Raw genomic sequence first — 25,388 nt, forward strand, 5'->3', positions numbered from 1 at the left:
CGCAGAATGACTCGATTGTGCTAAATAAATTCCTGTTAGAATAATCATAAAACCTACTCCCGTAATTGATGTTAAACCCTCTGCAAAAATGACCCAAGCTAATATAGCACTAACAATGGGTTCTAATAACAAGAACATCGCAATAAAACTAGAGGAAAATTTATCTAAGCAATCCGCTAATAATCTTTGTCCTAACCCTTCTGAAATTAAACCTAATCCTATTACAGCTAACCAAGTTTCCCAGGTATTAGGAAATAACTTTTCTTCAGTAAATAGAACAAAAGGAACTAATAAAACACTACCAATTCCACAGCGCCAAAGTAAAATTGTTGTGGCAGAAAAATGATTTCTTAACTGTTCAACGATTAAAAAATAAATACCCAAGAAAACAGCAGATAATAAAGCATAAAAATCGCCTATTAAATGGCTATTCGTCCCCTGCAAATCTTGTAATCCGAGAAAAATTGCTCCTGATAACGCTAAAATCATCCCTAAAATAAATTGACTGTCAAACTGTTTTTTAAATAATAACCAAGCGAGAATACTGGTAAAAATAGGAGTCATATTATTTAACAACATACAGTTAGCAACACTGGTATATTGTAAGGAAATTGCCCACAATCCTAACGAGGTGATGGACATAATACCTACTAATAATAAAAGCAACCAATGTTTAGGAGTTAAAGGTGATTTTATTTCAATATTTTCAGAAAAATAAAATCGTTGTCTAATGGTTTGAGCTAATCCAAAAACAATAAAAAATATAAATAATCGATTAAAGACAGTGCTATTTGCACTTAACTCATTTTCACTAATACGAATAAAAATAGGAGCAAAAGAAATAGAAATCAAAGCAATTACTAGAGTTAAAAACAGAATCACATTAACTCTAGTGTTATCTTGAGACGTTAGTTTAAGCTGAATCATTTTTGTTTAACATTATTAATTATCAATAAATAAGAGGTTAAGAAATAATTTTCCTAACCCCTAAATCTCACCATCTAAACCCCTATAATTTACTAGTTTGTAGGAAACAGACTGGTTGGCTGCTGTTGCGCCAAAAATCGTTGATTAACGACTTCTTGAAAAGCGTTTAAGTCGTTTTGCCAATCATCAATTCCTTGCTTTAACTTAACAACCATTTCCTGAGGATTTTCGGCCGCTAAATTATAATTAAAATTACCCGCAAATAATAAAGCAGGAATGGCAGATTTATCCGGCATTTGGATTTTAGCCTCATTAATACTGAGGCTAAATTGACAGCGATCAAGTTGATACAGTAAATTTAAACCAGCTTGTAAGGGTGCATTGCCATAATTTTGCCACTCACCAGGAGATAAAAGGTTTTGAGTGATGAAGTTTCTAGCACCTTGATCATTGCCTGGAAAGGGAACTAAACTTTTAGGCGTAATGGATAATCCTTGATACTCTGCACTGGAGAGTTTGTCGACATATTGACGAGCAACATTCGGAATCTTGAGTTCATCAGGTTTTTTGCTTCCTAGAGACTCCATAAAGGTAATGGTGCGAGGTTGAGCAACGATACTAACACCATTTTGAAAGGTAACTTGTGAAAGATTTTGCCCTAAAACCGGCTGTTTACCCAGTTCCCACTCATTAGGAACAATTCCTGTCTGCTTGAGAAACTCTTGAGAGAGCATGGTAGGATTAAGATTTTTGGCCGAGATAGCGATCGCTAATTCTTGAATTTCCCGAACTTCTAGGGGTTTTTTTTGCGTTTGATCCGATGGAGTTGCCATAATATTTCCCTTAATGGTTTCTAAATGCGCTACCAAAGTCTGGCTATTCTCAGTTTAGGGGTTAAGCGGCCCCTCCATCGTCATTCATTAACAAATGTTACGTTATATTTCTGCCACTGCTCTTTCTATTAAGCGTCTGGCTAAGGTTTGAATTCCTGTGTGTTCATAATAATTAGTTGTCATGTCTAAAAAGGCTGCAAAATAATCTAATTTGTCTTCTGAATATTCAATAAAGTTGCTCAAGCGATCAAAAAGTCCCTCTCGACTGATATCTTTTTTGGCAACAAAGTCTGCCATCCAACCTTTAACCGAGTCAAAACTTTCCCCGATAAAATCCAGTTGATTACTGGTTTTATTCCCAGGAATTCCTTCTCTTATATCTTTAAAAGTGCCATTATTCTCTAATTCTTTAGGAGAAAGATTATTAAGTGTCGACTCTACTTTCATAATAAAATCAGGACCGAAAGGAATTAAGCCATCTAAACAAACTAAAGCAGCCATTCTCATTAAAGATTCTCCGCTATAATCCCCTAAAGAAGCAACAAAATCCCCTATACTGTCCCCAGGAATGCCATTAATTTGACAAAAGGCCACTAATTCCGTTACTAATTTTAAGGATAAATCGAGAGCTTGAGCTTTATCTGCGTTGGGAGTAATACGGTTTAAAAAGCCGAGAAATGAGACTTTTTCCCCAACTTTATTGGCTAAAGCAGCAGCACCTAAGGCACTGTCACTACTATCAATCGTCTGATATAACCATAGGGCCCGTTGATAGCCTTGGGATTTATCATTAAACAGATAAACCGCGCGATCGCCAATTTGTTGGATCATCTCTTCATCGGTTTCTCCTGTCACCGTACGAATGGTATTCTCAAATCCCACTAAGTTATCCCATTCCCCAGGAACGACATAATCTAGAGTTTTTAAGACTCTGACGGTCATATTATTAGTGGGTAATTCGTCTACAATTTCATAAATAGGTTTACTCATAACCCCTCGTGGCAATAATTTAACGTATGTCATAACTGTATCTTATTCGTCATGGTATTTGAGTAGAACGAAAGAACTGACAGCAGTTTGCAAGTTTGTAAAATACAAAAGTTTATTATTCAGGTAAATAATCCATGTTTAATACTCGTTCAGAAGTAAAAGGACAGTTAATAGGAAAAGTTGTTAAAGGTAACCCTGTTTCAATTGATGCTTGTTTTCTTGCTTTTTGATAACAGGGTTCAAAAACTTCGTCAAAATAGCGTTTTAAACTAGGACTATCAGCAAAATCATCATCTAGTCTATCCCGATGTTCAAAAATAGTAGATCGCCAGCTTCTTGAACGCCTTTCCGGTTGATATTTATATTTTAATAGGTGACACAGAAGAATTTTTAAGTTACTTTTTACTGCTTTTTTTTCGCTTCTTCCCATATCTTCTATTTCTTCAATTAAATTATTAATATCTAATTCTGTTAACCTTCCTTCTCGTAATAGTTGTACAGTTTCTTCTAACCATAAACAATAATCTTTATCATATAAGTTTGTTTTCATTATGACCTCTACTTTTGACGAGTATCATTTTAACTTTCTAAGCTGATTCTAAAATTCTAACATGAAGCACTTAAATAAGTAGGGTGGGCAATGCCCACCTTAGCAAGATAAAATAGAATAAACTATTATGTCTAATTATCGCCGTTTTTATATTCCTGGTGGAACCTATTTTTTTACAATTGTTACTTATCAAAGAAAACCTTATTTTGATAATTCTGATAACATTAATAAACTTCGTATAGCAGTAGCAACTGTCAAAAAAGAGATGCCTTTTAATATTATCGGTGCGGTTATTTTACCTGATCATCTTCATTTTCTTTGGACATTGCCTCCTAACGATCAAAACTATTCTAAACGCATTGGACGCATGAAAATGCTATTTACAAAATCATTTCGGGGTAATAATGCTTTACCTAAAACCGTTTCTACTTCTCGACAAAAACACCGTGAAAGTAATGTTTGGCAGCGTCGTTTTTGGGAACACACTATACAAGATGAATCAGAGTTAGAAACTTATTTGAATTATATTCATTATAATCCAGTTAAACATGGTTTAGTTTCTTGTCCTCATTTATGGTTATATTCAAGTTTTCATACTTGGGTTAAAAAAGAAGGCTATTCGTCTAATTGGGGATGTGTTTGTCAGGGAAATTTAGATAAAATACCTAATTTTGATAACCTTAAAAATTATGTTGGTGAATGATAGATATTATTAGAGATTATTTTAGATTGTTTTTTATCTTAGTTTAGTAGTAAGGTGGGCATTGCCCACCCTACAAACTATTAACTATCTTGAATAAATCCTATTTTTTGTTTTGGTTCTTCAAGTTTTAGCTTAGGTAAAGCAATAAGTAGAAAACTTATTTGAGAAATATGTTGAACCAATTCAACTCGATTACCGTCATCAGTTAGTCCAATGAATAATACTAAACTAGGGTTATAGTAGCCAATATAAGAAACATGAAAGGTAATAGTTTGACCAAATGAAACAAGTTTTACCCCAACTTCATGTTCATTATCTAATTGAGAATCAAATTGATTGATTTTTGATAAAAGTTGTTTAGCATATTCACTAGCTAAGTTAGCACGTTGTGATTCAGCTAGAAAATTAGTTGAATCAATTGCTTGATTTTCACGACGTTTTTGTTCTAAAAGTGCATGATTAATTGCTGACATATCTGGAATTTGTGGTTTGAGATTAGCATTATACTTAATAAGATTAGTATCAATAGGAGGAAAGTTATTCAAATTAGGTTTATTCATATTTTTGCGTCTCTTGAAGTGGAATATTGGACAGAAATGGGTTAAGATTAGCTAGTTAATTAGGTGAACATTTAGCCCACCTTACGCAACATATTAATTAGCACAAGCAGTACAATTATTATCAGACTCCTTAAAATCGTCTTTCTGCACTGTTCTAACGTAATATATCGCCTTACAACCTTCTTTCCACGCTAACAGTAACGTCTCAAAAATATCCTTAGCGGTTAAACAGCGTTCTGGTTCATTAGGAAAGTAAACACCCTGATTCAAATTAAACAATAATTCCATTGATATTCCTGTATCTATCCATTGTTGAATAGTAGAAACTGCTTTAACTACTTTTTGTTGTTCTAAGGTCTTATTTTCGTGATAAAACCAAAACGAATCTTTAATAAATGGCGGTGCAATGGGAACCGTACCCTTAGCCCATTTATCATAGAAGAAACGACTATAAACCGGTAAAATACTAGCAGTACAACCCTGTACTAAAGAGGAAGACGTATTAGGGGCGATCGCAGTAATATGGGAGTTACGAATACCATAGGTTTTAATATCTTCTGATAACTGTATCCAACGCTCTTTTTTATTGGCATTTTCGACAAACCAATTAACAGGTTTAGAACCTATTAATAACCCTTTACTCCAGTCACTTCCTGCAAACGCATCATAAGGACTTCTTTCTTTTGCTAACTCCATAGAAGTCTGAGTACACCAGTAACCCACCTCTTCAAAAATGTTACTAATTTCTGCTATATTTTCGTAGGTTAAACCCTGTTTAGCTAACCAGTCAGCTAACCCCATACAACCCACGCCAATAGTCCGATATCTATCATTATGACTCTTAGCATCGTCAAAAGGAGGGTTAGTAATATCGATGGTATTATCTAGAATACGAACGGCAATTTTACACAAATAATTGAGTTCGTCTTCTTCAATATTAGCTAAATTTAAGCTTACTAAATTGCAACAATGGGCTTCTTTTCCAGGGGTAACATTTGAGAATGATTCCGTGCATAAATTGACCCCAGGAATATAACCAACGTGCTTGTTCGGATTCGCTTTATTAATAGTATCTTTAAACGCTAAATAAGGCATCCCCGTTTCTACCTGCGATCGCATAATAGTTTTAAACAATTCACGGGCATTCACACGCTTATATAAGGTAATTTCTCGATCTATTTCTGCCTCAATTAAACGATAAGCTTCCTCAAACTTCTCCCCCCATAATTCTGCTAATTCAATACCTAACTTTTCTCGAACTTCATAAGGATCAACTAACGTCCATTGTTCTTTATTTTCCACCCGACGCATAAATTCATCGGTCAATATTAACTGAGGAAAGACATCATAAGCTTTCCTTCTTTGGTCGCCATTTTCTGTTTGTATTTCCAAAAATTCGGGAACATCTAAATGCCAAATATCCACTCCAACGGTAACGGCCCCGGCCCGTCGTCCCCCTTGGTTAACGGCGATCGCTGTATCATTTAATAACTTAATCCAAGGAATAATGCCACCAGATGCGTTATTTTTGCCCATCACCCAGCTACCAGTTGCCCGAATACGACTGACGTTAACCCCTACACCACCGCCGTTTTTAGAGATTCTAGCGGTGTTGGTAATTTCTTCAAAAATGCTCTCTAGGTTGTCGTCAATAGACAAAATGAAACAACTGGTCAAAGACCCCCCCGGAACCCGTAAGTTAGCTAAAATGGGGGTGGCTAGAGACACTTTCCGACGGGCGATAGCCTCGTAAAATCGTTTAGCCCAAGGTAATCTATTTTCAGGACTTTCAACAGTGGCTAATAATAAGGCACAACTCAATAAAGCTTCTTGAGGTAGTTCTTCAGGCAACAGGTAACGACTGGTTAATAAGACAGCCCCTGCATAATCATAGTCTGTATCCCAGTCTGGATTGATCCATGACCCTGCTTCTTTTAATTCTGTTTTAGAATAGGTTAAAAGACGATTATCGTACTGACCAGTTTCTACTTTAGTCTTAACGGTAGTTTCATAGTTACCGTATTGATAACCTCGGTTAACTAGAGTATCTTTCCACAGACTCCAGATATGTAGTCTCCCAGCAACATAACGCCAGTCTGGTTCGTTGGGACTACACATTTCCAAGGCGCAGTTAATTAGGTTATCCTGAATCTCTCTGGTGGTAATACCGTCACGGAGACGAGTGGTTAACCCTGCTTCTAAGGCAATACTATTAACATCTTTTTCGGCACAAGCCCAGTTGACAACAGCCCGTATCTTCCCAATATTTAATGCTGTCCATGACCCATCCCGTCGTCTCACTCTAATCTTACTTTCTCCTAGCTGTGAATGGTAACTAGGAGTAATGTGAGTGTCGTTGTGATGGGTTTGCTGAGGGGAAGTTATGACAGTGGGTTGCATCATTTATACTACTAAGTCTAATCAGAAAACTAATAACTTTGTACTTAATTTTCGTCGAAATTTGTGTCAACTGGATTAGGACACTTTTTGGTTATACCACAGATATGGTGTAATGTCTGCCAGAATTTTTCATTGATTACTCTATATATAGCTCATGTGGATTTTTAGGATAACTGCTTTTGGTGAGGATGATTGTTATCTGAACTACAGTTATACGAGATTTGATAATTGATACTTAATAATTAATAATTATTTTTTGTAAATTATTGAGGAATATGATGATAGCATAGTTAATTAGTTAATTTGATAAGATGAGTAAATATCAGTAACATGAGATAGGCAGTAGTTACTAGATAGTAAGAATAAAAAAAGGGAAAAACATGACAGTTTTACACGGAACTTGGATTGACAATACACAAGAAAAATATTTTTTTATTTGGGGAGAAAATTGGCGATCATTATCTGATGATCTTGTCTTACAAGATTCCATTTTACTACATCCTTTTGCTGTGGATAAAGATGAAGTTTTTGCTCAATTAAATACTAATAACATTACATTTCAGTTTAAAAAAGATGTTAAATTTGTATCGGAAATATTTTATTTACCAAGTCAATCTATTGATAAGTCTAAAAAGCGTATTCCTTTATTGTCGACCCAATTAGAAGAAGACTTTTTTGATCAAGAAGGTATAGATTTTGTTTCTTGTAAAATTGAAGGAGTAGGCTTAAAAATTGATGATACATTAGATATTTTGAGACAATTACCTTTAGGATTAACGGATAAAAGCGAAAATCTTTTAGGAGAGGATTTACAATTTTGGACTCATCTTTATCGTTGGAGTCTAGACTTATTAACGAGGGGAAAATATTTACCAGGAATTGAACAAGAAGAAAATGAAGCTTATGGACGATGGTATCCTTTACTAGATAGTTTAATGGATCAGAAAAGATTCTCTAAATTTATGCAAACAATGCCCAATAGTTGTCTTGCTTATTATGAATTAACTGATGATAAAATTTTCTATTCTTTGATTAAACAAACTATTATTCTTGATTTCTTTTCTAATATTATTGATCAACAAGTTCGGCAATTTGTTGATGTTTCCATTGCCTCTCATTCTTTCATTCAAAAGTGGCTACAATCTCTAACACAAAATATTTCTAACTTTGAAGCATCAGAATTTGAAATTAAAGGATTAAAAAATGCTCTAACTAACTGGACATCTTCTTTAGAAGAATATATGATTAGTTCTGATAATCAGCAACTAGGAATTAATCAATTTAGGGTTTGTTTTCAACTAGAAACACCTCCAGATAATAATAAAACATCAGAACAAAGCAACTGGCGTTTAAACTATTATTTACAAGCATTAGATGATCCTAATTTTTTAATTTCTGCTCAAGCTATTTGGGATAACCCTGTAACTCAATTAGTTTGGAATAATAGAACCATCGATTACCCACAAGAAACCTTATTAAAAGGATTAGGTTTAGCGTCACGTTTATATTATCTCATCGAAGATAGCCTACAAGAAACTTATCCTAGTTATTGCGAATTAGATCCCATACAAGTGTATGAGTTTATTCGGGCTACTGCTAATCTTCTTAAGGATAATGGATTAGGAGTTATCTTACCAGCCAGTTTAGAAAAAGGAGTGGAAGAGAAACGCTTAGGAATCAGTTTGACAGCCGAAGTAAAAGCTAAAAAAGGGCAAAGGCTAAGTTTAAATAGTTTATTAAATTATAAATTGAATTTGGCGGTCGGGGATAAAATAATATCTAAGAAAGAATTTGAAAATCTGTTAGCTCAAAAATCCCCTTTAGTCGAAGTAAAAGGAGAATGGATCGCCTTACAACCTTCTGATGTTAAGGCAGCACAGGAAATTTTAAATAAGTCTTATGATCCCCTAGAATTATCTGTCGAAGACGCTTTAAGATTCAGTACAGGAGATAGTTCAACCATTGCTAAACTACCCATTACTAACTTTGAAGCAACAGGCGACTTAGCTAATTTAATTAACGCTATAAATAATAATGAATCTATACCAATGATTGAAAATCCAGCAGGATTTAAAGGTCAATTACGTCCCTATCAGCAGCGAGGAGTGGGTTGGTTAGCTTTCTTAGAAAAGTGGGGATTAGGTGCTTGTTTAGCCGATGATATGGGTCTGGGAAAAACACCGCAATTAATTGGCTTTTTACTCCATTTAAAAAGCGAAGATATGTTACAACAACCGACATTAGTTGTCTGTCCGACATCAGTTTTAAATAATTGGGAAAGAGAGGTAAAGAAATTTGCGCCAAATTTGTCTACTTTGATTCATCATGGAGATAAACGGAGTAAAGGAAAAGCCTTTTTTAAAGCAGTCAATGAAAAAAATGTCATCATTACAAGCTATTCTTTAATCCATCGAGATATCAAAAGCTTTGAACCAGTAGAATGGCAAGGAATTGTCTTAGATGAGGCACAAAATATTAAAAATCCTCAAGCCAAACAATCCCAAGCAGTACGTCAACTTTCGACACAGTTTCGTATTGCTTTAACAGGAACTCCTGTAGAAAATAGATTAAGTGAATTATGGTCAATTCTCGACTTTCTTAACCCAGGATTTTTAGGAACGCCACAATTTTTCCGTCGTCGGTTTGCCACTCCTATCGAAAAATATGGGGATAAACAATCATTACAAATTATGCGTTCTTTAGTACAACCTTTTATCTTAAGACGCTTAAAAACTGATAAAACTATTATTCAAGATTTACCCGAAAAACAAGAAATGACAGTCTTTTGCGGGTTATCTTCAGAACAAGCACAACTTTATCAAGAATTAGTAGATAATTCCCTAACTGAAATTGAAGAAAAAACAGGAATTCAACGAAAAGGCTTAATTTTAAGTTTACTGCTTAAACTCAAACAAATTTGTAACCATCCCGATCACTTTCTTAAGAAAAAATCCCTAAAAAAATCCGAACAATCGGGTAAATTATTAAGACTAGAAGAAATGTTAGAAGAATTAATTCAAGAAGGCGATCACGCTTTAATCTTCACTCAATTTTCTGAATGGGGAAAACTCTTAAAACCTTATTTAGAGAAAAAATTACAGCAAGAAGTTCTCTTTTTGTATGGTGCTACCCGTAGAGTCCAAAGACAAGAAATGATTGATCGCTTTCAACATGATCCCAACGGACCGAGAATTTTTATTCTATCCTTAAAAGCAGGAGGAACTGGATTGAACCTAACCCGTGCTAACCACGTTTTCCATATTGATCGTTGGTGGAATCCAGCCGTAGAAAATCAAGCTACCGATCGCGCTTTTCGTCTCGGACAAAAAAGGAATGTTCAAGTGCATAAATTTGTCTGTATCGGAACCCTAGAAGAAAGAATTAATGAGATGTTAGAAAGTAAACAAAAATTAGCCGAACAAACCGTTGATTCTGGAGAAAAATGGTTAACAGAATTAGATACGGATCAACTAAGAAATCTATTATTATTAAATCGAGAGTCCATTATTGATGAACAATAGCTACATTGAACCGTCTATTATACTGGAATAGTAGATTAGGGAGATAAAGGAAAATTTTTATGTTTAAATCTCTTGTGGTGGGAGGTGCGATCGCTATTGTAGGATTAATCATCCCTACGAGTGCTTATGGTCAATTTAACGGAGGTTCTATATCCCCAACCATAGAAGCAGAAACCGTTGCTAACCCCCAAGTCAGTCCTTTAGAGTTACAACAGTTTGTACAGGTGATTAAGCGGTTTCAACGCATTGAAAGGTATATGCAAATGCAAATGGCCAAAGCTATCAAAAAAGAAGGGTTAACCCCCGAAAAATTTATGGAGATTAACGAAAGTCAGAGACAGTTACGATCAGAGTCAGTTAATTCCTCAGAAGACTTAGAAAAATTTAGAAAGGTGGTGGTACAATTTAGAGAAATCATGGACGATGCCGAAGAAAAGCGACAAAGTACCGTAGAAAACCAAGGATTAGAACTAGATAGATTTCTAGAAATTGAGAAAATTGTCGCCGGAAACAAACAATTACAAAGCAAAGTAGAGCAAATGTTAGGTAATTAACAGAGTCAGGAGTCAGGGAAACCTTGCTAAATCTGCATTCTGACTCCTGTAACAGCAAATATATCAAGTAAAAATTCGTCGTAACCCACGATCTTAAAGGGTTTAATGGGACTAAACCCCTGATTTTAACCGATAAACAGAGTAACATGAAAATAACCAAAATGCAAATATAAGTCAAAATGAGTCAACTCGCGCGTTCCCTTGCGCCGTAAGACGGCGCGGGGTCACTCGTCAAAATCGGACAAAAAAATCAAAATGTTAACTTGTGTAAATTTGAACGTTTATTTTGCAAATTAAATATTTATGCAGTTTTTATATAAAATAATTTTATCAATTAGCCGAAATTCATGTTACTGTTTCTAGGTGCTAAAATTTAGTTACTTTCTTTAGCTTTCATGGCATAATCCCTAAATCGTTCTAAGTCAGCCATAATAGTAGACTCAACAATTCTACCTAAGAATAAGTTATCCATTAACTTACCTAACCATCCAGGAATATCATAAGCAACACTTAAACGGACAATACTACTTCCTTGTCGATCATAAAAGCGAATTGCCCCGCGATTGGGTAAACCATCCACTGATTCCCACTGTATAATTTGATAGGGAATGACCTTTAAAATCTTCGATAACCAGGTAAATTCAAACCCACCACTGGCTAATTTCCAGCGTGATAATTCTGGATCTTCATCTAATACTTTCACCGAGTCAATCCACTTCATCCATTTTGGCATTTGTTCTAAATCTGACCATAAACCCCATACTAATTCTATAGGGGCATCTACTTCAATTTGTACGCTATGTTCTAACCAATGAGACATTTTATATTCACATAATAATTAAAGGTAGGGTGGGCAATGCCCACCGTCTTCGTTATTTTAGCGAATTGTAGAAACTTGGGGAGATTTTTTAAGGGTTTCTGCTTGTTCTAAGATAACTTTTGCTGCTTGTTTCCCTGAAATAGTTGCCCCTTCCATACTATCAATGTAATCTTGTTGGGTGTAACTTCCTGCTAGGAAAAAATTAGGAATAGGCGTAGCTTGGGACGGTCGATAAACATCCATTCCTGGTGCTTCTCTGTATAAAGATTGAGCTAATTTTACCACACTGTACCAAGTCATATTTAACTCCCGTGACGAAGGAAATAACTCATGAACTTGCTTTAAAACATGGTTAGCAATGTCTTCATTTTTCTCTTTAATAAAAGGATCACCAGGGGTTAAAACTAACTGTAATAATGAGCCTTCTCCTGGTTTATAATAGTCTCCAGGACTGCTTAACGCTAAATCAGAAAAGCAAGAAAAATCAGCATCGGCTGTGTAAAGTAAGTTATCAATTCCTGCTGCTTCTTTTAATTGTTTACGCTTGTTTTCATCTTGTAATTCTGTCACCCAACCATCAAACCTTAATTGTACAGTCGCTACAGGAACCGCTTCCAATTGATAGATGTTATCAAACATAGGAAACTTACGCCAATGATCAGGCATTAATCGTTGAATTCCAGGCACGTCACAAGCACAAACATAAGCATCTGCAGTAATCGTTTCTTCTTTTTCTCCGTCAGGAATAATTAAGCCTGTGATTTCAATTTTATCGTCGTTTTCTGTATATAAAATTTCTCTAACTCTACGTCTAGTATGAATTTTTACCCCACGACTTTCGAGATAGTCAGTAATGGGTTTATGGAGATATTCATGAGGGGAACCTTCTAACATTCTCAGGATAGATGCCTCTGTTTTTGTGGCAAAAAAGAGAAAAATGGTTAACATACAACGAGCAGAAATATTCTCCGTATCAATAAACCCTAACGCATAGGCAATAGGGTTCCACATCCGCTTCAAACTGCCATTATTACCCCCATGTTGACGAAACCAGTCAGCAAAACTGATAGAATCAAGGTTACGAATAGTTTTCATTGCTCCTTCAAAATTGAGTAACCCTGGTACTAGGGGACTGGTTCCCAACGCTAAAGAGTTAGCAATTTTATCAATAGCAGAGAGTTGAGAGGTGGTAAAAAAGGCTTTTAACCCGTGCAACGGCGCACCAACAGGAAAACGAAAGTCTAACTCCCCAATTTTACCCCCACGATTAATAAAAGTATGGGTGTGTTCTTTGAGGCGTAAATTATCGATCGCTCCTACTTTTTCCATCAAGGCAAAAAGATTGTAATAGCAACCAAAAAAGACATGAAGCCCCATTTCAATGTGATTTCCGTCCTTATCCACCCAACTGCCCACTTTTCCACCGATAAAAGGACGAGATTCAAAGATTTCAACTTCGCAACCTGCATCCACTAAATCAATGGCCGTGGCCATACCTGCTAAACCTGCACCAACGATCGCAACTCGCATTCTTATAAGTTCCTTGTCTCATTTTCTTTACATATTTTAATAGAAAAAGGGTAAGAGAATATGACCTCGACAAAAATTGATGAGTATTAATTAAACAGTTGTTCAATAACCTATTTTAGGTTATTATGATTGTGAATAAATGCCAACATGATATTAAAATCGAGCCGTGAATTCCTCCTATCTTAATCTACCACTAAATCAAATTTTTCTGGGAGATTGCCTAGCATTATTAAGTCAACTACCTAATGAATGTGTTGATTTAGTTATTTCCTCTCCTCCATATAATTTAGGCAAAGAATATGAAGCAAAAAAAGCTTTAGATAACTATTTAGCAGAGCAAACATTAGTTCTTCAAGAATGTAGTCGTATTCTGAAAAAAACAGGGTCAATTTTTTGGCAAGTTGGGGCTTATTCTAATCAAGGCTCATTAATTCCTTTGGACATTCGCTTTTTTCCTATTTTAGAATCTTGTGGACTCATTCCTCGTAATCGAATTATTTGGGTTAGGCAACATGGACTTCATGCACAAAACAAATTTTCTTGTCGTCACGAAACTATATTATGGTTTACTAAATCCCCAAAATATACTTTTAATTTAGATGCTATACGTATTCCTCAAAAATATCAGAACAAAAAGTATTATAAAGGAAATAAAAAAGGAAAATTATCTTGTAATCCTAAAGGGAAAAATCCTGGTGATATTTGGTTATTTAGAAATGTAAAACATAACCATGAGGAACAAACAATTCATCCTTGTCAATTTCCTGAAGATTTAGTAGCTAGAATAATTCTTGCTACAACTAACAGTAACGATATTATTTTTGATCCTTATTTAGGTTCAGGAACAGTTGCAGTAGTTTCTAAAAATTATAAACGTTACTTTATTGGATCTGAAATAGAAGAAAAGTATTATGATATTGCCTTAAGACGATTAGAGGAAAAACCAGATACAAAAAACTATTTTCCTAACCTAAAGACTCTTAGAAACTATATTGATAAAACTGGAGAAGATATAGAAAAATTTAGATTTGATATGCAGACTGGTAATAAAGCCACTGAAAGAAAAAAAGCGAAAATTTTTCCAGAAGAATATCATAGACAAGAATTAGAAAATAGATTATTGTATGAAGAATCAGCTTTTTCAGCTAATTTAAGAGGCGAAGAAATACCCATTGATAATAACTTAAATGGTTCTCATAGTAAGAAGAAAAAAGTTAATCGCAATCAATCCTCAGATACAAATTTTAAACAGCTTGAAATAGAGTTATAAGCAATGGATAGCATTATAAGATTCTTATGATTGCTCTCCTTGTGGGTTTTATTCCTTGACTAATAATACATTGACCCTGTTTCTGTTCAATAATATTTCTTGATCTTTGTTTTTCATATATCGACCAAACTATATTAATATTTTGCTCAAATTCCTCAAACAGTCCAACTAAACGAATAGGAACATGGAATACTTTATACTTAGTTAATGCTGTAAGTTGACTAACAGCCTGTTCGTAGTATAAGGTACTATTAGAAGCAGGAAACATTTTCCCTTTTGTAATGATTATAACTAAGTTGGTTACTTGTGAATTTAAGTGTATTTTTGATTTAAAGAATAACTCAGAACGTAGTAAATTATTTAATAAAAAAGGATAGTTAGAAAATTGAAATTCAAGAATCACTCCTGACTTACCACAATCTATATCTTTTCCCAAAAATTGATATGCTTTAGGAATAGGAATATGAGAAGACCATCCTTCCCTAACTAAATTATTTTCAATAAATTCATTAGTTCCGATAGGGTCAAAAATAGGATTGCCTTCTATTCCTGATTGTGAGGATGCTTTTAAATGTAATGGCATAGAGGTTAAAGTAGTTTGTATAACATTCCATTCATTATTAAATTGACTATTGATTAAAAAATTTGAATTATTAAAATCTGTGACTTCAATTTGTATTTTAAGCAATATTTATTATAAGTTAATTAATTTTTTAAGTAAAATGACAGGGTCAATATTTAAAGCATTACAAACTTCAAGAAATTCGATAACATCTAGTCGCCTTTCTCCCCGTTCATATTTAGACACATAGGATTGAGGTTTATTCAATCTTTTAGATAACTCAGTTTGAGTTAAATTAGCTGATTGACGGGCATTTATTAATAATGAACGCAATTGCTTCGATTTTTGTAGATAGTTTAACTGTGACAATATTTATCAAAGTTTTAAAAAGTAAAATTAGTTAACTTTGACAGTATAAACCTAAAATAGGATAAATCCAAAAAAACGAATTGTTAAAGTGTGGTACTTCTACGCTTCCTATTGTGATTTTCTATTATTTAATTTAGACTGAGTTTGATATTAAATCTTACCAAGGTACTTTGGCGGTTACTTGCATTAACCAAGGATGACCCCACCACAATAAAGCTACAAACCCCAACACCCCTACATAAGCAGGACGCAAAAACTCCTCCCATTTCAGGGTTTGACGACCATCTAAGACGGCTAAAAAGGGAATAATGGAAGTTCGTTCCTTCACTTTAAGAAAAGCATCCCCATAGCGTTTTTTGAGGCGATGATCCCCATGCCAAACTGCAAACACATGATGAGCAACCAAACCAAAAGAAGTTAATAAAGTAAAGGTTGTCCCCAGCCATAACGTATGGGCAACACACCAGATCACCTGTCCTACCATTTGGGGATGACGACACACCCTTAAAATGCCGGTTTCGTAGAGATGGACTTGCGGTTTAGCGATCGCAGCAATTTCTAACAGATTAAAGGTTGCTGGATACAGAAACAAGAAAGAGATAGCCGATAAAATCCAAACCGTTGCCTTAACCCCCGATACTCCCTGAACGTGCCATAACATTAGGCCATCGTAACGATGATTAAAAAAATAAACAATTAACACCACCGCCAAAGGAATACTTACCAACGCAAACAAAACTCGATAGAGTCTGGCTCCAATTTTTGCCTCTCCCCAAGGCCGTAAAGCAGCTAATCCACTGTGAGCAATAGCAAATCCTAACAATAGTGCTAACATAATCCCATGACTAGGGGTTAACCAGGTGGGTAGTCCCATGTTGTTAATGTTTCCTCTCAATGCTGTAATAAATTGTCCTACTGTTAACTATCGTAAAGTAAATTGATCCCCGTGTTGTGCTACTGTCATCATCAGTAAGAGTTACTTTAAAGCAGTGAACACTGACCAAATAAATTTAACTGGTAACTGATAACTGATCACTGGTAACTGATAAAATCCCTTTATTGATAAATCTATGTCGGATATTCCTTTCACTTTAGATCAATTGCGTATCCTCAAAGCGATCGCTGCTGAGGGGAGTTTTAAACGAGCGGCCGATACCTTGTATGTGTCTCAACCTGCGGTGAGTCTGCAAGTGCAAAATTTGGAAAAACAGTTAAATGTCCCCTTATTTGATCGTGGTGGACGTAAAGCGCAATTAACTGAAGCAGGTCATTTATTATTATCCTACGGGGAAAAAATAATTACTCTATGTCAAGAAACCTGTCGGGCGATCGAAGACTTACAAAATCTTCAGGGTGGAACCTTAATTGTCGGTGCGTCTCAAACCACAGGAACCTATCTCTTACCCCGCATGATTGGCTTATTTCGGCAAAGATATCCTGATGTAGCGGTTCAATTACAGGTTCATTCTACCCGACGAACCTCTTGGGGAGTGGCCAATGGACAGGTTGATCTCGCTATTATCGGCGGTGAAGTTCCTGGGGAATTACAAGATACCTTGAAAATTATTCCCTATGCTGAAGATGAACTAGCCTTAATTTTACCCATTGATCATCCTTTAGCGAAGGTTGAGAAAGTCCAAAAAGAAGATTTATATCGTCTTAATTTTATTAGTTTGGATGCTCAATCAACCATTCGCAAGGTCATTGATAAGGTATTAACTCGCTGTAGTATTGATACCAAACGGCTAACCATTGAAATGGAATTAAATTCCATTGAAGCCATTAAAAATGCAGTACAATCTGGGTTAGGGGCTGCTTTTGTCTCCATTACCGCCATTGAAAAAGAGCTAAAAATGGGGGAAATTTATGTCGCCAGTCTTGAAGAGGTCAAAGTGAGAAGAACGTTATCGGTTATTATTAATCCGAATCGTTATCGTTCTAAAGCAGCAGAAGCGTTTATTCAAGAGGTGTTACCAGAGTTTTCTACTTATCCTGAACAATTAACCCTAGAACATTTTTCACCTTCTCCCAATGTGTTGAAAGAGGTGGTTAATGATGTGGTTGAAGCTTAATAAAATAGCTAGGAAGGTGAGGGAGAGAACGTCGGAACAGGGTAAATACTCATATCTTGCACCTTCGAGCAAATTAGCTGGTTTAGAGAGGGAATAGGCCATGGTATTTTATTTGGACGCTCACTTATTCGTGCATTAATTACCCTTTCATTATTATTAAGTTTATTTGTAATTTGTAAAATGTGCAAAATGTCAGTAATAGGCAACAGGATTTTATTTTAGATTGATGCCAAATAACAACACAAAAATTAGGACAGATTTTCAATAATAGAATTTGTTCCTTTTTCTATCCAAACAATGGTTTTAATACCATTTTCTTGAGCATAGTTTTTAATTTCTTCATTGTTTCTGTCTCCTAAGTCTAGGGTGACTCTTACTGAATTATTATCCCTTAGTTTTTGGGCATACTTGAAGGCTTCTGTTTGAGATTCAGGGGATTTTGCTACTACTAAATAGTCAATTAGAGGGGGCTTTTTAGGTAAAACATCGGTTGATAATAAACAGCGATGTAAAGCCCCTACATTAAGAGAAAACCCAATGCCAGGAGCCGATTTTTTTTGAGGATGATAAACTCCCAATAATTGATCGTAACGTCCTCCCTGTCCTAAATTTTGTAGTTGATTATTGGTCTGTCCAATCGCTTTAAAAATAATACCAGTATAATAATCAAAGGTTTGAATTAAACTTAAATCTAAAGTCAAAGGCAACTTATAAGAAGCACTATGATTAATCAATTCTATTAAAGATTTTAAATTATTCAGACAATGTTTACCCGTTTCATCTAAACTTAATACTCCCACTTTTGATAAAACATCTTCAGGCTTTCCTCGTAAGTTAAAGAGTAAAATGGCTCGATGTTTTAATTCCTCATCAGGGTAAGAAAGACTGTCTAATTCAACAAAGTCTAAAGTCGCTAGACAATGACGGACTTCTTGTCGTAAACCATCCGGAAAGGGGGATAAAAGCGATCGCGTTAACCCTGCATCGCCTAAAATAAGATACCAGTTAGGAATCTGTAATTTTTGTAGACAATTAGCCACTAATAAGAGAATCTCGGCATCAGCTAAAGTTCCCCCTGAGAACAATAATTCTACGCCGGCTTGATAAAATTCTAATTGTCGGCCATGATGACCACTTGGAGGGTTACGAAAGACATTAGCTCGATAACAGAGTCGTTGAGGATAACTGGTATCTGTCATTCTGGTTACTGCAGCGCGAGCCACTGAAGCGGTTAATTCTGGACGCAACCCTAATTGTTCGCTACTGTTATTATAAAGTTGAATTACTGTGTTATCTTCGATGGCACCTCCTGCTTTGAGGGTGTCTAACCTTTCAATAGTTGAAGTAACAATACGCTGATAACCCCATTGTCCAAAGACTTGCTGAAGGGTATCGTTAATCCAAGCTTTTTGAACGACTTCTAAAGGTAGTAAGTCTCTTGCGCCGGCAGGTGGTTGATGAATCATAGAACTACTACTAACTTATCTCTCGTCTATTATCTATAATCTTGTTCACTTTTTTATTTTTTCTTGCCAAATAATCCAAAGAAACCTCCCCCTTGTTGTTTTTCTGAAGCTTTTGACCGATCTGAATCGGGAGTTACTTCGTCTAGAGCTTGTTTAGCTTGAATAACAATAGGATCTTGAGGATTAACTTTTCTTGCTTTATTAATATGAATTTTAGCCATGGTTAATTGATTTTCTTTGAGATAAGCTAATCCTAATAAACCGTGGCAAGTGCTATTATTTGGTTCTTCTTTTAAGGCTTCTCGTAATTCTATAATAGCTTGAGAAAGGTTATTGCGTTCAATATATTCTTGAGCACGTTTTAAAGAAGTCGCGACGGCTGATTTTGGCTCTTCTTGTTTAGATTTTTGTTCAGTGGAAGTCGTTGCTTTTGATGTTTCTTTAGGTTTGGGATTTGATTTAGGTTTCGTCTTTGCTTTTTCTCTAATTTGTTCCCCTTGAGAAAGCATTAAATAAATCAAATTTAATTCACTAATTTGAGCAGTAATATTAAAAATATTATCTAAGCTTTCATATTGTTGATTCACTAACGGCGTTAAGAGACGATGATAAGTTAATTCTCGGTCTTGACTGGTTTGTAGAAGTTTCTGGGCTTCATCAGTAGCAATAGTAATACTATTAAGTTCGTCGGCTAAATTATATCCCATTTGAGACAAAACTAATTTATATTCATTACGCGAACGATCTTTTGATAATGCTTCGTAAGCTGGATTGACTAATTTTGATAAAATTTTAGTGGCTAATTGTTTTTCTTTTTCTATTTTACCGTCAAAAGTATCAGGATGAAGAAGATAAGCTATTTTTAAATATCGTTGGCGAATTTGCCGACTATCAGCGTTAATGGGGACTCCCAAAATAGCGTAGTGATCGGTTATATCATATTTAAAAAGCCCTTGTTCTATGGGAAAAGACATAAAATTAACCGCTTATTTCTAAGATTCAATAACCTATTTTCAGAGAATTTTCCTGAAATATAAGAGTTCAAAGTAACAGTTTTTATTGAAAACATGAGATTACTTTTGTCACAGTTGAAGCAGTATTTCATTACTGAACTTGAGAGGATTATTATTGGTTTATAATCAACATCAAGTATCTTAAGCGTTTGTTACAAAGTTTAACTGCTTAGAAGGTTTATAATTTAATCATACCATTTCCTTTAGGGGTTCGCTAATTTTTAAGATTTGTCTATCAATTTTCTGTTTGGTAAAGGGATAGTTTAACAGAAGTTTGATATTAAGCGTAAAATGCTTTCAACCAGGGTAATGCTTCTGTCAACGCTTGGCTCAAACTATGATGGATCAATCCATTAGTGGCTAATAAACGTCCTGATTCTAGTTTTAGGGGACTTTCGTCATAGGCTGTCACTTTACCGCCGGCTTCTTCTAATATAATAATGCCGGCTGCTATATCCCAAGGACTTAACCCCCGTTCCCAATAACCGTCTAACCGTCCACAGGCCACACTGACTATATCAAGAGAGGCTGAACCCCCTCGACGCACCCCTTGGGTAAGATGGGTTAAATAACAAAATTCTGGATAGTTTGTATCTTTGGTTTCCCTGCGATCATAAGCAAACCCTGTTACTAATAAACTGTTGCTTAATTTATTGGTTTGCGATACTTTTATGGGGCGATAATTAAGGGTAGCACCGAGTCCTTTAGCCCCTCGAAATAACTCTTTACTAAAGGGATTATACACAGCACCTACAACGGGTTTTCCTTGCCATAATAAACCAACAGAGACGGCTGAAGCGGGATAACCATGAGCATAATTAGTGGTTCCATCTAAGGGATCAATTGCCCATAAATAATAACTGTCACTTTTTCCTATCTTACCAGATTCTTCGGCTAAAATTTGATGATTGGGAACTCTATCTTTCAGGATATTTAAGACAGTTATTTCTGCTTTTTTATCTGCTTCTGTCACTAAATCCCCTGGGCGACCTTTTTCTTCAATTTTCTCTAATTTATTCACTAAATCCTCTAAAATAACACCAGCAGTCATCACTGCTTCTGTAGCAATATCTAGGAAGATTTGTAATTCTTTTGTATCAGGAAATTCCATGAATATTTTTAGGATAAGGGAGCTACTTCTATTATTCCTTACAATTGAAAAATTGAAAATAGTACCTATCGATTTCTTGATTTTTCAGGGGCATAATATTATGAAGCCCCTAATATCAATTTTTAACATTTAATCGTCGTCTAAAGGAAATCCTAGTTTAACTTTCCCTTTGCCAAAATACCGCCCAAATTGCAATTCATATACTTCATCTTCATCTTGAGTTTCTACTTCTAAATCTGATTTAGCATAACTAACGCATAACAAAGCATAACCTTTTTCTTTAAGTTCTGGAGATAATCCTACTGCTTCGGGTTGGTCAAGTTCTCCTGATATAATACGCACTGCACAACTTGTACAAGCTCCGTTACGACAGGAAAAAGGAAGTTCATAGCCTTGATCTTCTGCACTGTGGAGAATGTAGTGATCTTCAGGAACTTGTAGGCTATATTCTTGGTTAACTTGGCGATGATGAATGCGAATGGTGTGATAACGACTCATGAGAAAATTTTAGAGTAATCAACTTTTATTATAAACTTTTTCTCAAGGTTTTAACCAAAACTTCTTGAAATAAATATTAATCAATTTATCGAACTTTAAGGACTTAAGGAAAATTTTGAGAGAGGAAAGTTTTATTGACTTTTTCTAAAAAACTCGAAATTGTAGTCAAAGTTAAACAATTTAAAGAACATCATCAGTCATCATTCAGATTAACCAAAACTTAAATTTCTTACTTAAGATCCTAAAGTTCGGTTGTATCCTTTATTTATTTGAGTATAGTTTTGATCAAAGTCTATTTGAAGTGTAAATAAGGAGTGCAAATTCTGTGACCTTCAAGACAACCGAAATAAAAATCAATTATTTAACGTCATTTCAGAGAAAAATTCTGCAAGAAAATCTAAAAAAAGGAGTAGAAGATAAATATCGTCAACGAATTGAGATCATGCTTTTAGCTGATGAAGGAAAAAGTCAAACAGAAATTTGTCAGTTATTAGGCTGTTGTCAAGCTACCGCCCGACATTGGATTATGATGGCAAAAAATGGTCAGGCTCATCGTTGGAATGATAGAAAAATTGGTCGTCCTAAAAGGGTAAACGAGGCTTATTTAGAACGATTAAAAGAATTAGTTAATCATAGTCCTCGTGACTATGGCTATTCCTTTAGACGATGGACAGCGGAATGGTTAAGTCGTCATTTAGCGAAAGAATTTGACATAAAAGTGAGCGATCGCTATATTAATCAGCTTCTCAAACAAATGGGATTATCCACTAAACCCAAAGCCCAGAAATCTGAAAATCATCATTCTGCTTCCTCTAATACTAACAGCTTACTCATTCAAGATTTATCTCTCAAACAACCGATCCAATCAGAACAATTATTGTCTTTTAATCTACCTCAAGCTGAATAAAAAATTATGGTACAAATTCATAATCCTGTTATTTCCCGTAATCAACTCAAAGAAGCATTGGGGTGTACTTTATCTGAGCAGGAATTTTTTCGTTTACGACAACAAATTAAACTGATTGAACCTACAGTGGGATTATTTTGGGAAACCACGAAAGCAGAAGCTGGACTTTATATTGTTGTTGAAGGTAAGTCGAGATTAGTCAATCAAGCTAACGAGAAAATTTTAACTTTAGAAGTAGGAGATACGTTTGGAGAATGCCGATTTTTTCCCGATGAAAATTTTGATTTTTATGGAATTAGATCTGGTTTAAAAACAAAACTTTGTTATCTTTCTCCTGAACTATTATTTCCTTTGATCCGTAAATATCCTCAAATTCAGGAACATTTTTATCAAAAAGCTCAACAGCGCAACTACCAGTTAAATCCCACTACTTCGGTACAAAAAACTATTGATCTTGCTCTTAATTTACCTTCAGAAAAAACAACTACTAAATCAGCAAAAATAGTTAATAAAGCCTATTTTCCTAGTCCCACTCAACGAGTCGGTCATTTGTTACAGAAAGTGTGGCGACGCTATCCTTTTTATGCTCAACAAAGTGCTTCAGATTGTGGGGCAGCTTGTTTAGCCATGATCGCTCGTTATTGGGGTAAAAAACTGAGTATTAATCGTCTCAGAGATATGGCTAATGTAGACAAAAATGGAGCTTCTTTAAGGGGACTTTGTTATACAGCAGAAAGCATCGGCTTTACCACTCGTCCGGTTAAAGCAAGTTTAGATAAATTAGCCCAACAACAACTTCCTGCCATTGCTCATTGGGAAGGTAAACATTACATTGTTGTTTATGAAATTACTAAAAAACAAGTAATAATAGCTGATCCGGGGATTGGGCAAAAAACCATCAGTCACGAAGAATTTAAAAAGAATTGGACAGGTTATACCCTGTTATTAAAACCGACGGTTTCCTTAAAAGATACCAAAGAAAGCACTACTCCATTTTGGCAATTTTTTGAATTGATAAAACCTCATGGGTTAGTCATTTTTGAGATATTTATTGCCTCTTTATTTATCCAAATTTTTGGACTAATTACCCCAATTTTTACCCAACTTATCCTAGATCGAGTGGTGGTACAGCGATCAGGTGTTACCTTATTAGCTATTGGATTAGGATTAATTATTTTTGGCTTATTTAAAGTTGCAATGATGGGGTTACGTCAGTATTTATTAGATCATACAGCTAACAAAATTGACATCACCTTAATAGTAGCTTTTATTAACCACACTTTGCGTCTTCCTCTAGGATTTTTTGAGTCTCGTTATGTAGGTGATATTATCTCTCGTGTCCAAGAAAATCGAAAAATACAACGATTTTTAACAGGGGAAGCTTTATCAATTCTTCTTGATTTAATAACCGTTTTTATTTATGTAGGCTTGATGTGGTGGTATAGCTGGAAAATGGCACTTCTTTCCTTAGCAATTGTCCCTCCGTTTGCCCTACTTGCATTAATAGCAACCCCCTTTTTAAAGCGTATTTCTAGGGAAATATTTGGGGAAATGGCTAAAGAACAAAGCTATCTAATTGAAGCCTTAAGTGGTGTGCGGACGGTTAAATCGAGTGCTGTTGAAAGAAGTGTTCGTTGGCATTGGGAGGAACTATTACATAAAGAAATTACCACACAATTTTCTGGTCAAGTTATTGGCAACCGACTACAAATTTTTAGTAATACAATTGAAACATTAGCGACCACTGGATTACTATGGTATGGAGCTTGGTTAGTGATTCAAAATCAATTAACTATCGGTCAATTAGTGGCTTTTAATATGCTATTTGGTAATGTGATTAGTCCCTTTCAAAGACTTACGGTATTGTGGGAACAATTACAAGAAGTTGTTATTGCTGTAGAAAGACTAAATGATGTACTTGACTACGAACCCGAAGAAGATTTACAAAAGCAATCACGACAAATTTTACCTCGTATTCAAGGCAATATTTGCTTTAATAATGTCACTTTTCGTTATCATACAGAAAGTGATTTAAACGTCTTAGAAAATCTTAGCTTTGAAATAAAACCTGGCCAAACTGTGGCCTTAGTGGGGCGAAGTGGTTCAGGAAAAACGACTATTTCAAAACTGGTTTTAGGTTTATATCCTGCTACTGACGGAAAAGTTTTAATTGATGGTCAAGATATTAATAGTTTATCCCTTAGTTCCTTGAGACAACAAATTGGTGTCGTGGATCAAGATACCTTTTTATTTGGGGGAACAATTCGGGAAAATATTGCTTTAGCTCATCCTGATTCTACCTTAGAAGAAATTATTGAAGCTGCTAAATTAGCAGGGGCCGATGAATTCATAGAAAAATTACCAATGGGTTATGAAACCCAAATTGGAGAAGGGGGAGGAACCCTATCAGGAGGACAACGGCAAAGATTAGCGATCGCTCGAGGTTTATTGGGTAATCCTCGTCTCTTAATTTTAGATGAAGCTACCTCCCATTTAGATGCAGAATCAGAGCGAATTATTCAAACCAATTTAAACTCAATTCTTCGTCATCAAACCACTTTAGTTATTGCTCATCGTCTTTCTACCGTGCGTAAAGCAGACTTAATTTTAGTCTTAGATCGGGGAGTTTTAATTGAAAGTGGAACGCATAATCAATTAATGGCTAAACAAGGTCATTATTATTATCTAAATCAACAGCAATTAGATATTGCCAATTGATTTTTATTTGTATA

At 35.2% G+C, this 25,388-nt stretch carries 22 protein-coding genes; 7 read left to right on the forward strand and 15 right to left on the reverse strand.

Going from position 1 to position 25,388, the window contains the following annotated elements; all coding sequences use genetic code 11:
- The 4 genes from CY0110_RS15300 to CY0110_RS15315 all read right to left on the reverse strand — a co-directional run.
- Positions 1 to 927: DMT family transporter (locus tag CY0110_RS15300; protein WP_008276379.1), on the reverse strand; the 927-nt coding region annotated here is incomplete at its 3' end.
- Positions 928 to 1,019: 92 nt separating this feature from the next.
- Entirely contained in the window at positions 1,020 to 1,760 is a 741-nt protein-coding gene (locus tag CY0110_RS15305; RefSeq protein ID WP_008276380.1) for a hypothetical protein, read from the reverse strand.
- A 102-nt stretch (positions 1,761 to 1,862) separates the two neighbouring features.
- Positions 1,863 to 2,750 carry a hypothetical protein gene (locus CY0110_RS15310; protein ID WP_008276381.1) on the reverse strand — a complete coding sequence of 296 codons (888 nt, stop codon included), beginning with the start codon at positions 2,748 to 2,750 and terminating at the stop codon, positions 1,863 to 1,865.
- A 115-nt stretch (positions 2,751 to 2,865) separates the two neighbouring features.
- The gene (locus CY0110_RS15315; RefSeq protein ID WP_008276382.1) at positions 2,866 to 3,300 is read right to left on the reverse strand and encodes a DUF29 domain-containing protein; all 435 of its coding nucleotides are present in this window, start codon (positions 3,298 to 3,300) and stop codon (positions 2,866 to 2,868) included.
- Between the two features lie 127 nt (positions 3,301 to 3,427).
- On the opposite strand from CY0110_RS15315, the gene CY0110_RS15320 reads away from it, so the two are divergent.
- Positions 3,428 to 4,003: an REP-associated tyrosine transposase gene (locus tag CY0110_RS15320; RefSeq protein WP_008276383.1), complete on the forward strand. Its 576-nt coding sequence runs from the start codon at positions 3,428 to 3,430 to the stop codon at positions 4,001 to 4,003.
- Between the two features lie 80 nt (positions 4,004 to 4,083).
- Here CY0110_RS15320 and CY0110_RS15325 read toward each other — a convergent pair whose 3' ends face one another.
- Together CY0110_RS15325 and CY0110_RS15330 are read right to left on the reverse strand one after the other, a co-directional pair.
- Positions 4,084 to 4,563: a DUF6173 family protein gene (locus CY0110_RS15325; RefSeq protein ID WP_008276384.1), complete on the reverse strand. Its 480-nt coding sequence runs from the start codon at positions 4,561 to 4,563 to the stop codon at positions 4,084 to 4,086.
- 93 nt (positions 4,564 to 4,656) lie between these two features.
- Positions 4,657 to 6,963, reverse strand: a complete 2,307-nt coding sequence (locus tag CY0110_RS15330) for a ribonucleoside-diphosphate reductase subunit alpha (protein ID WP_008276385.1) — start codon at positions 6,961 to 6,963, stop codon at positions 4,657 to 4,659.
- Between the two features lie 380 nt (positions 6,964 to 7,343).
- Between CY0110_RS15330 and CY0110_RS15335 the strand changes: the two genes are divergently transcribed.
- Both CY0110_RS15335 and CY0110_RS15340 read left to right on the forward strand, forming a co-directional pair.
- Positions 7,344 to 10,484, forward strand: coding sequence for a DEAD/DEAH box helicase (locus tag CY0110_RS15335; RefSeq protein ID WP_008276386.1), 3,141 nt, complete (start codon positions 7,344 to 7,346; stop codon positions 10,482 to 10,484).
- A 59-nt stretch (positions 10,485 to 10,543) separates the two neighbouring features.
- Positions 10,544 to 11,038 carry a DUF4168 domain-containing protein gene (locus tag CY0110_RS15340; protein ID WP_008276387.1) on the forward strand — a complete coding sequence of 165 codons (495 nt, stop codon included), beginning with the start codon at positions 10,544 to 10,546 and terminating at the stop codon, positions 11,036 to 11,038.
- A 373-nt stretch (positions 11,039 to 11,411) separates the two neighbouring features.
- Here CY0110_RS15340 and CY0110_RS15345 read toward each other — a convergent pair whose 3' ends face one another.
- Together CY0110_RS15345 and zds are read right to left on the reverse strand one after the other, a co-directional pair.
- The gene (locus CY0110_RS15345) at positions 11,412 to 11,858 is read right to left on the reverse strand and encodes an SRPBCC family protein (protein WP_008276388.1); all 447 of its coding nucleotides are present in this window, start codon (positions 11,856 to 11,858) and stop codon (positions 11,412 to 11,414) included.
- 57 nt (positions 11,859 to 11,915) lie between these two features.
- A complete protein-coding gene (gene zds, locus CY0110_RS15350) occupies positions 11,916 to 13,388 on the reverse strand; it encodes a 9,9'-di-cis-zeta-carotene desaturase (protein WP_008276389.1) in 1,473 nt (490 codons plus the stop codon).
- A 166-nt stretch (positions 13,389 to 13,554) separates the two neighbouring features.
- Between zds and CY0110_RS15355 the strand changes: the two genes are divergently transcribed.
- Positions 13,555 to 14,658, forward strand: a complete 1,104-nt coding sequence (locus CY0110_RS15355) for a DNA-methyltransferase (protein WP_008276390.1) — start codon at positions 13,555 to 13,557, stop codon at positions 14,656 to 14,658.
- Positions 14,659 to 14,671: 13 nt separating this feature from the next.
- Here CY0110_RS15355 and CY0110_RS15360 read toward each other — a convergent pair whose 3' ends face one another.
- From CY0110_RS15360 to CY0110_RS15370, 3 genes are all read right to left on the reverse strand, one after another.
- Entirely contained in the window at positions 14,672 to 15,241 is a 570-nt protein-coding gene (locus CY0110_RS15360; RefSeq protein WP_232285738.1) for a PDDEXK family nuclease, read from the reverse strand.
- A gap of 111 nt (positions 15,242 to 15,352) precedes the next feature.
- Complete coding sequence (locus CY0110_RS15365) at positions 15,353 to 15,589, reverse strand: helix-turn-helix domain-containing protein (protein ID WP_035799584.1); 237 nt, start codon at positions 15,587 to 15,589, stop codon at positions 15,353 to 15,355.
- Positions 15,590 to 15,746: 157 nt separating this feature from the next.
- A complete protein-coding gene (locus CY0110_RS15370) occupies positions 15,747 to 16,463 on the reverse strand; it encodes an NnrU family protein (protein WP_008276393.1) in 717 nt (238 codons plus the stop codon).
- A 196-nt stretch (positions 16,464 to 16,659) separates the two neighbouring features.
- Here CY0110_RS15370 and CY0110_RS15375 point away from each other — a divergent pair, with 196 nt between their 5' ends.
- Positions 16,660 to 17,661 carry a LysR family transcriptional regulator gene (locus CY0110_RS15375; protein ID WP_008276394.1) on the forward strand — a complete coding sequence of 334 codons (1,002 nt, stop codon included), beginning with the start codon at positions 16,660 to 16,662 and terminating at the stop codon, positions 17,659 to 17,661.
- 248 nt (positions 17,662 to 17,909) lie between these two features.
- On the opposite strand, the gene CY0110_RS15380 is transcribed toward CY0110_RS15375, so the two are convergent.
- The 4 genes from CY0110_RS15380 to CY0110_RS15395 form a co-directional block, all read right to left on the reverse strand.
- On the reverse strand, positions 17,910 to 19,127 hold the full coding sequence (locus CY0110_RS15380) for an ATP phosphoribosyltransferase regulatory subunit (RefSeq protein WP_008276395.1): 1,218 nt from the start codon (positions 19,125 to 19,127) through the stop codon (positions 17,910 to 17,912).
- A gap of 53 nt (positions 19,128 to 19,180) precedes the next feature.
- Positions 19,181 to 20,101, reverse strand: a complete 921-nt coding sequence (locus CY0110_RS15385) for a J domain-containing protein (protein WP_008276396.1) — start codon at positions 20,099 to 20,101, stop codon at positions 19,181 to 19,183.
- A gap of 319 nt (positions 20,102 to 20,420) precedes the next feature.
- A complete protein-coding gene (locus CY0110_RS15390) occupies positions 20,421 to 21,251 on the reverse strand; it encodes an inositol monophosphatase family protein (protein ID WP_008276397.1) in 831 nt (276 codons plus the stop codon).
- Between the two features lie 129 nt (positions 21,252 to 21,380).
- A complete protein-coding gene (locus CY0110_RS15395; RefSeq protein ID WP_008276399.1) occupies positions 21,381 to 21,749 on the reverse strand; it encodes a 2Fe-2S iron-sulfur cluster-binding protein in 369 nt (122 codons plus the stop codon).
- A gap of 325 nt (positions 21,750 to 22,074) precedes the next feature.
- On the opposite strand from CY0110_RS15395, the gene CY0110_RS15400 reads away from it, so the two are divergent.
- Together CY0110_RS15400 and CY0110_RS15405 are read left to right on the forward strand one after the other, a co-directional pair.
- Positions 22,075 to 22,656 (forward strand): helix-turn-helix domain-containing protein, encoded by a 582-nt coding sequence (locus CY0110_RS15400; protein ID WP_008276400.1) that lies wholly within the window; start codon positions 22,075 to 22,077, stop codon positions 22,654 to 22,656.
- 6 nt (positions 22,657 to 22,662) lie between these two features.
- Positions 22,663 to 25,374: a peptidase domain-containing ABC transporter gene (locus CY0110_RS15405; protein WP_008276401.1), complete on the forward strand. Its 2,712-nt coding sequence runs from the start codon at positions 22,663 to 22,665 to the stop codon at positions 25,372 to 25,374.
- Positions 25,375 to 25,388: the final 14 nt, after the last annotated feature.

It is taken from the genome of Crocosphaera chwakensis CCY0110 (genome assembly GCF_000169335.1).
In the GTDB taxonomy this organism is placed as follows: Bacteria; Cyanobacteriota; Cyanobacteriia; order Cyanobacteriales; family Microcystaceae; genus Crocosphaera; species Crocosphaera chwakensis.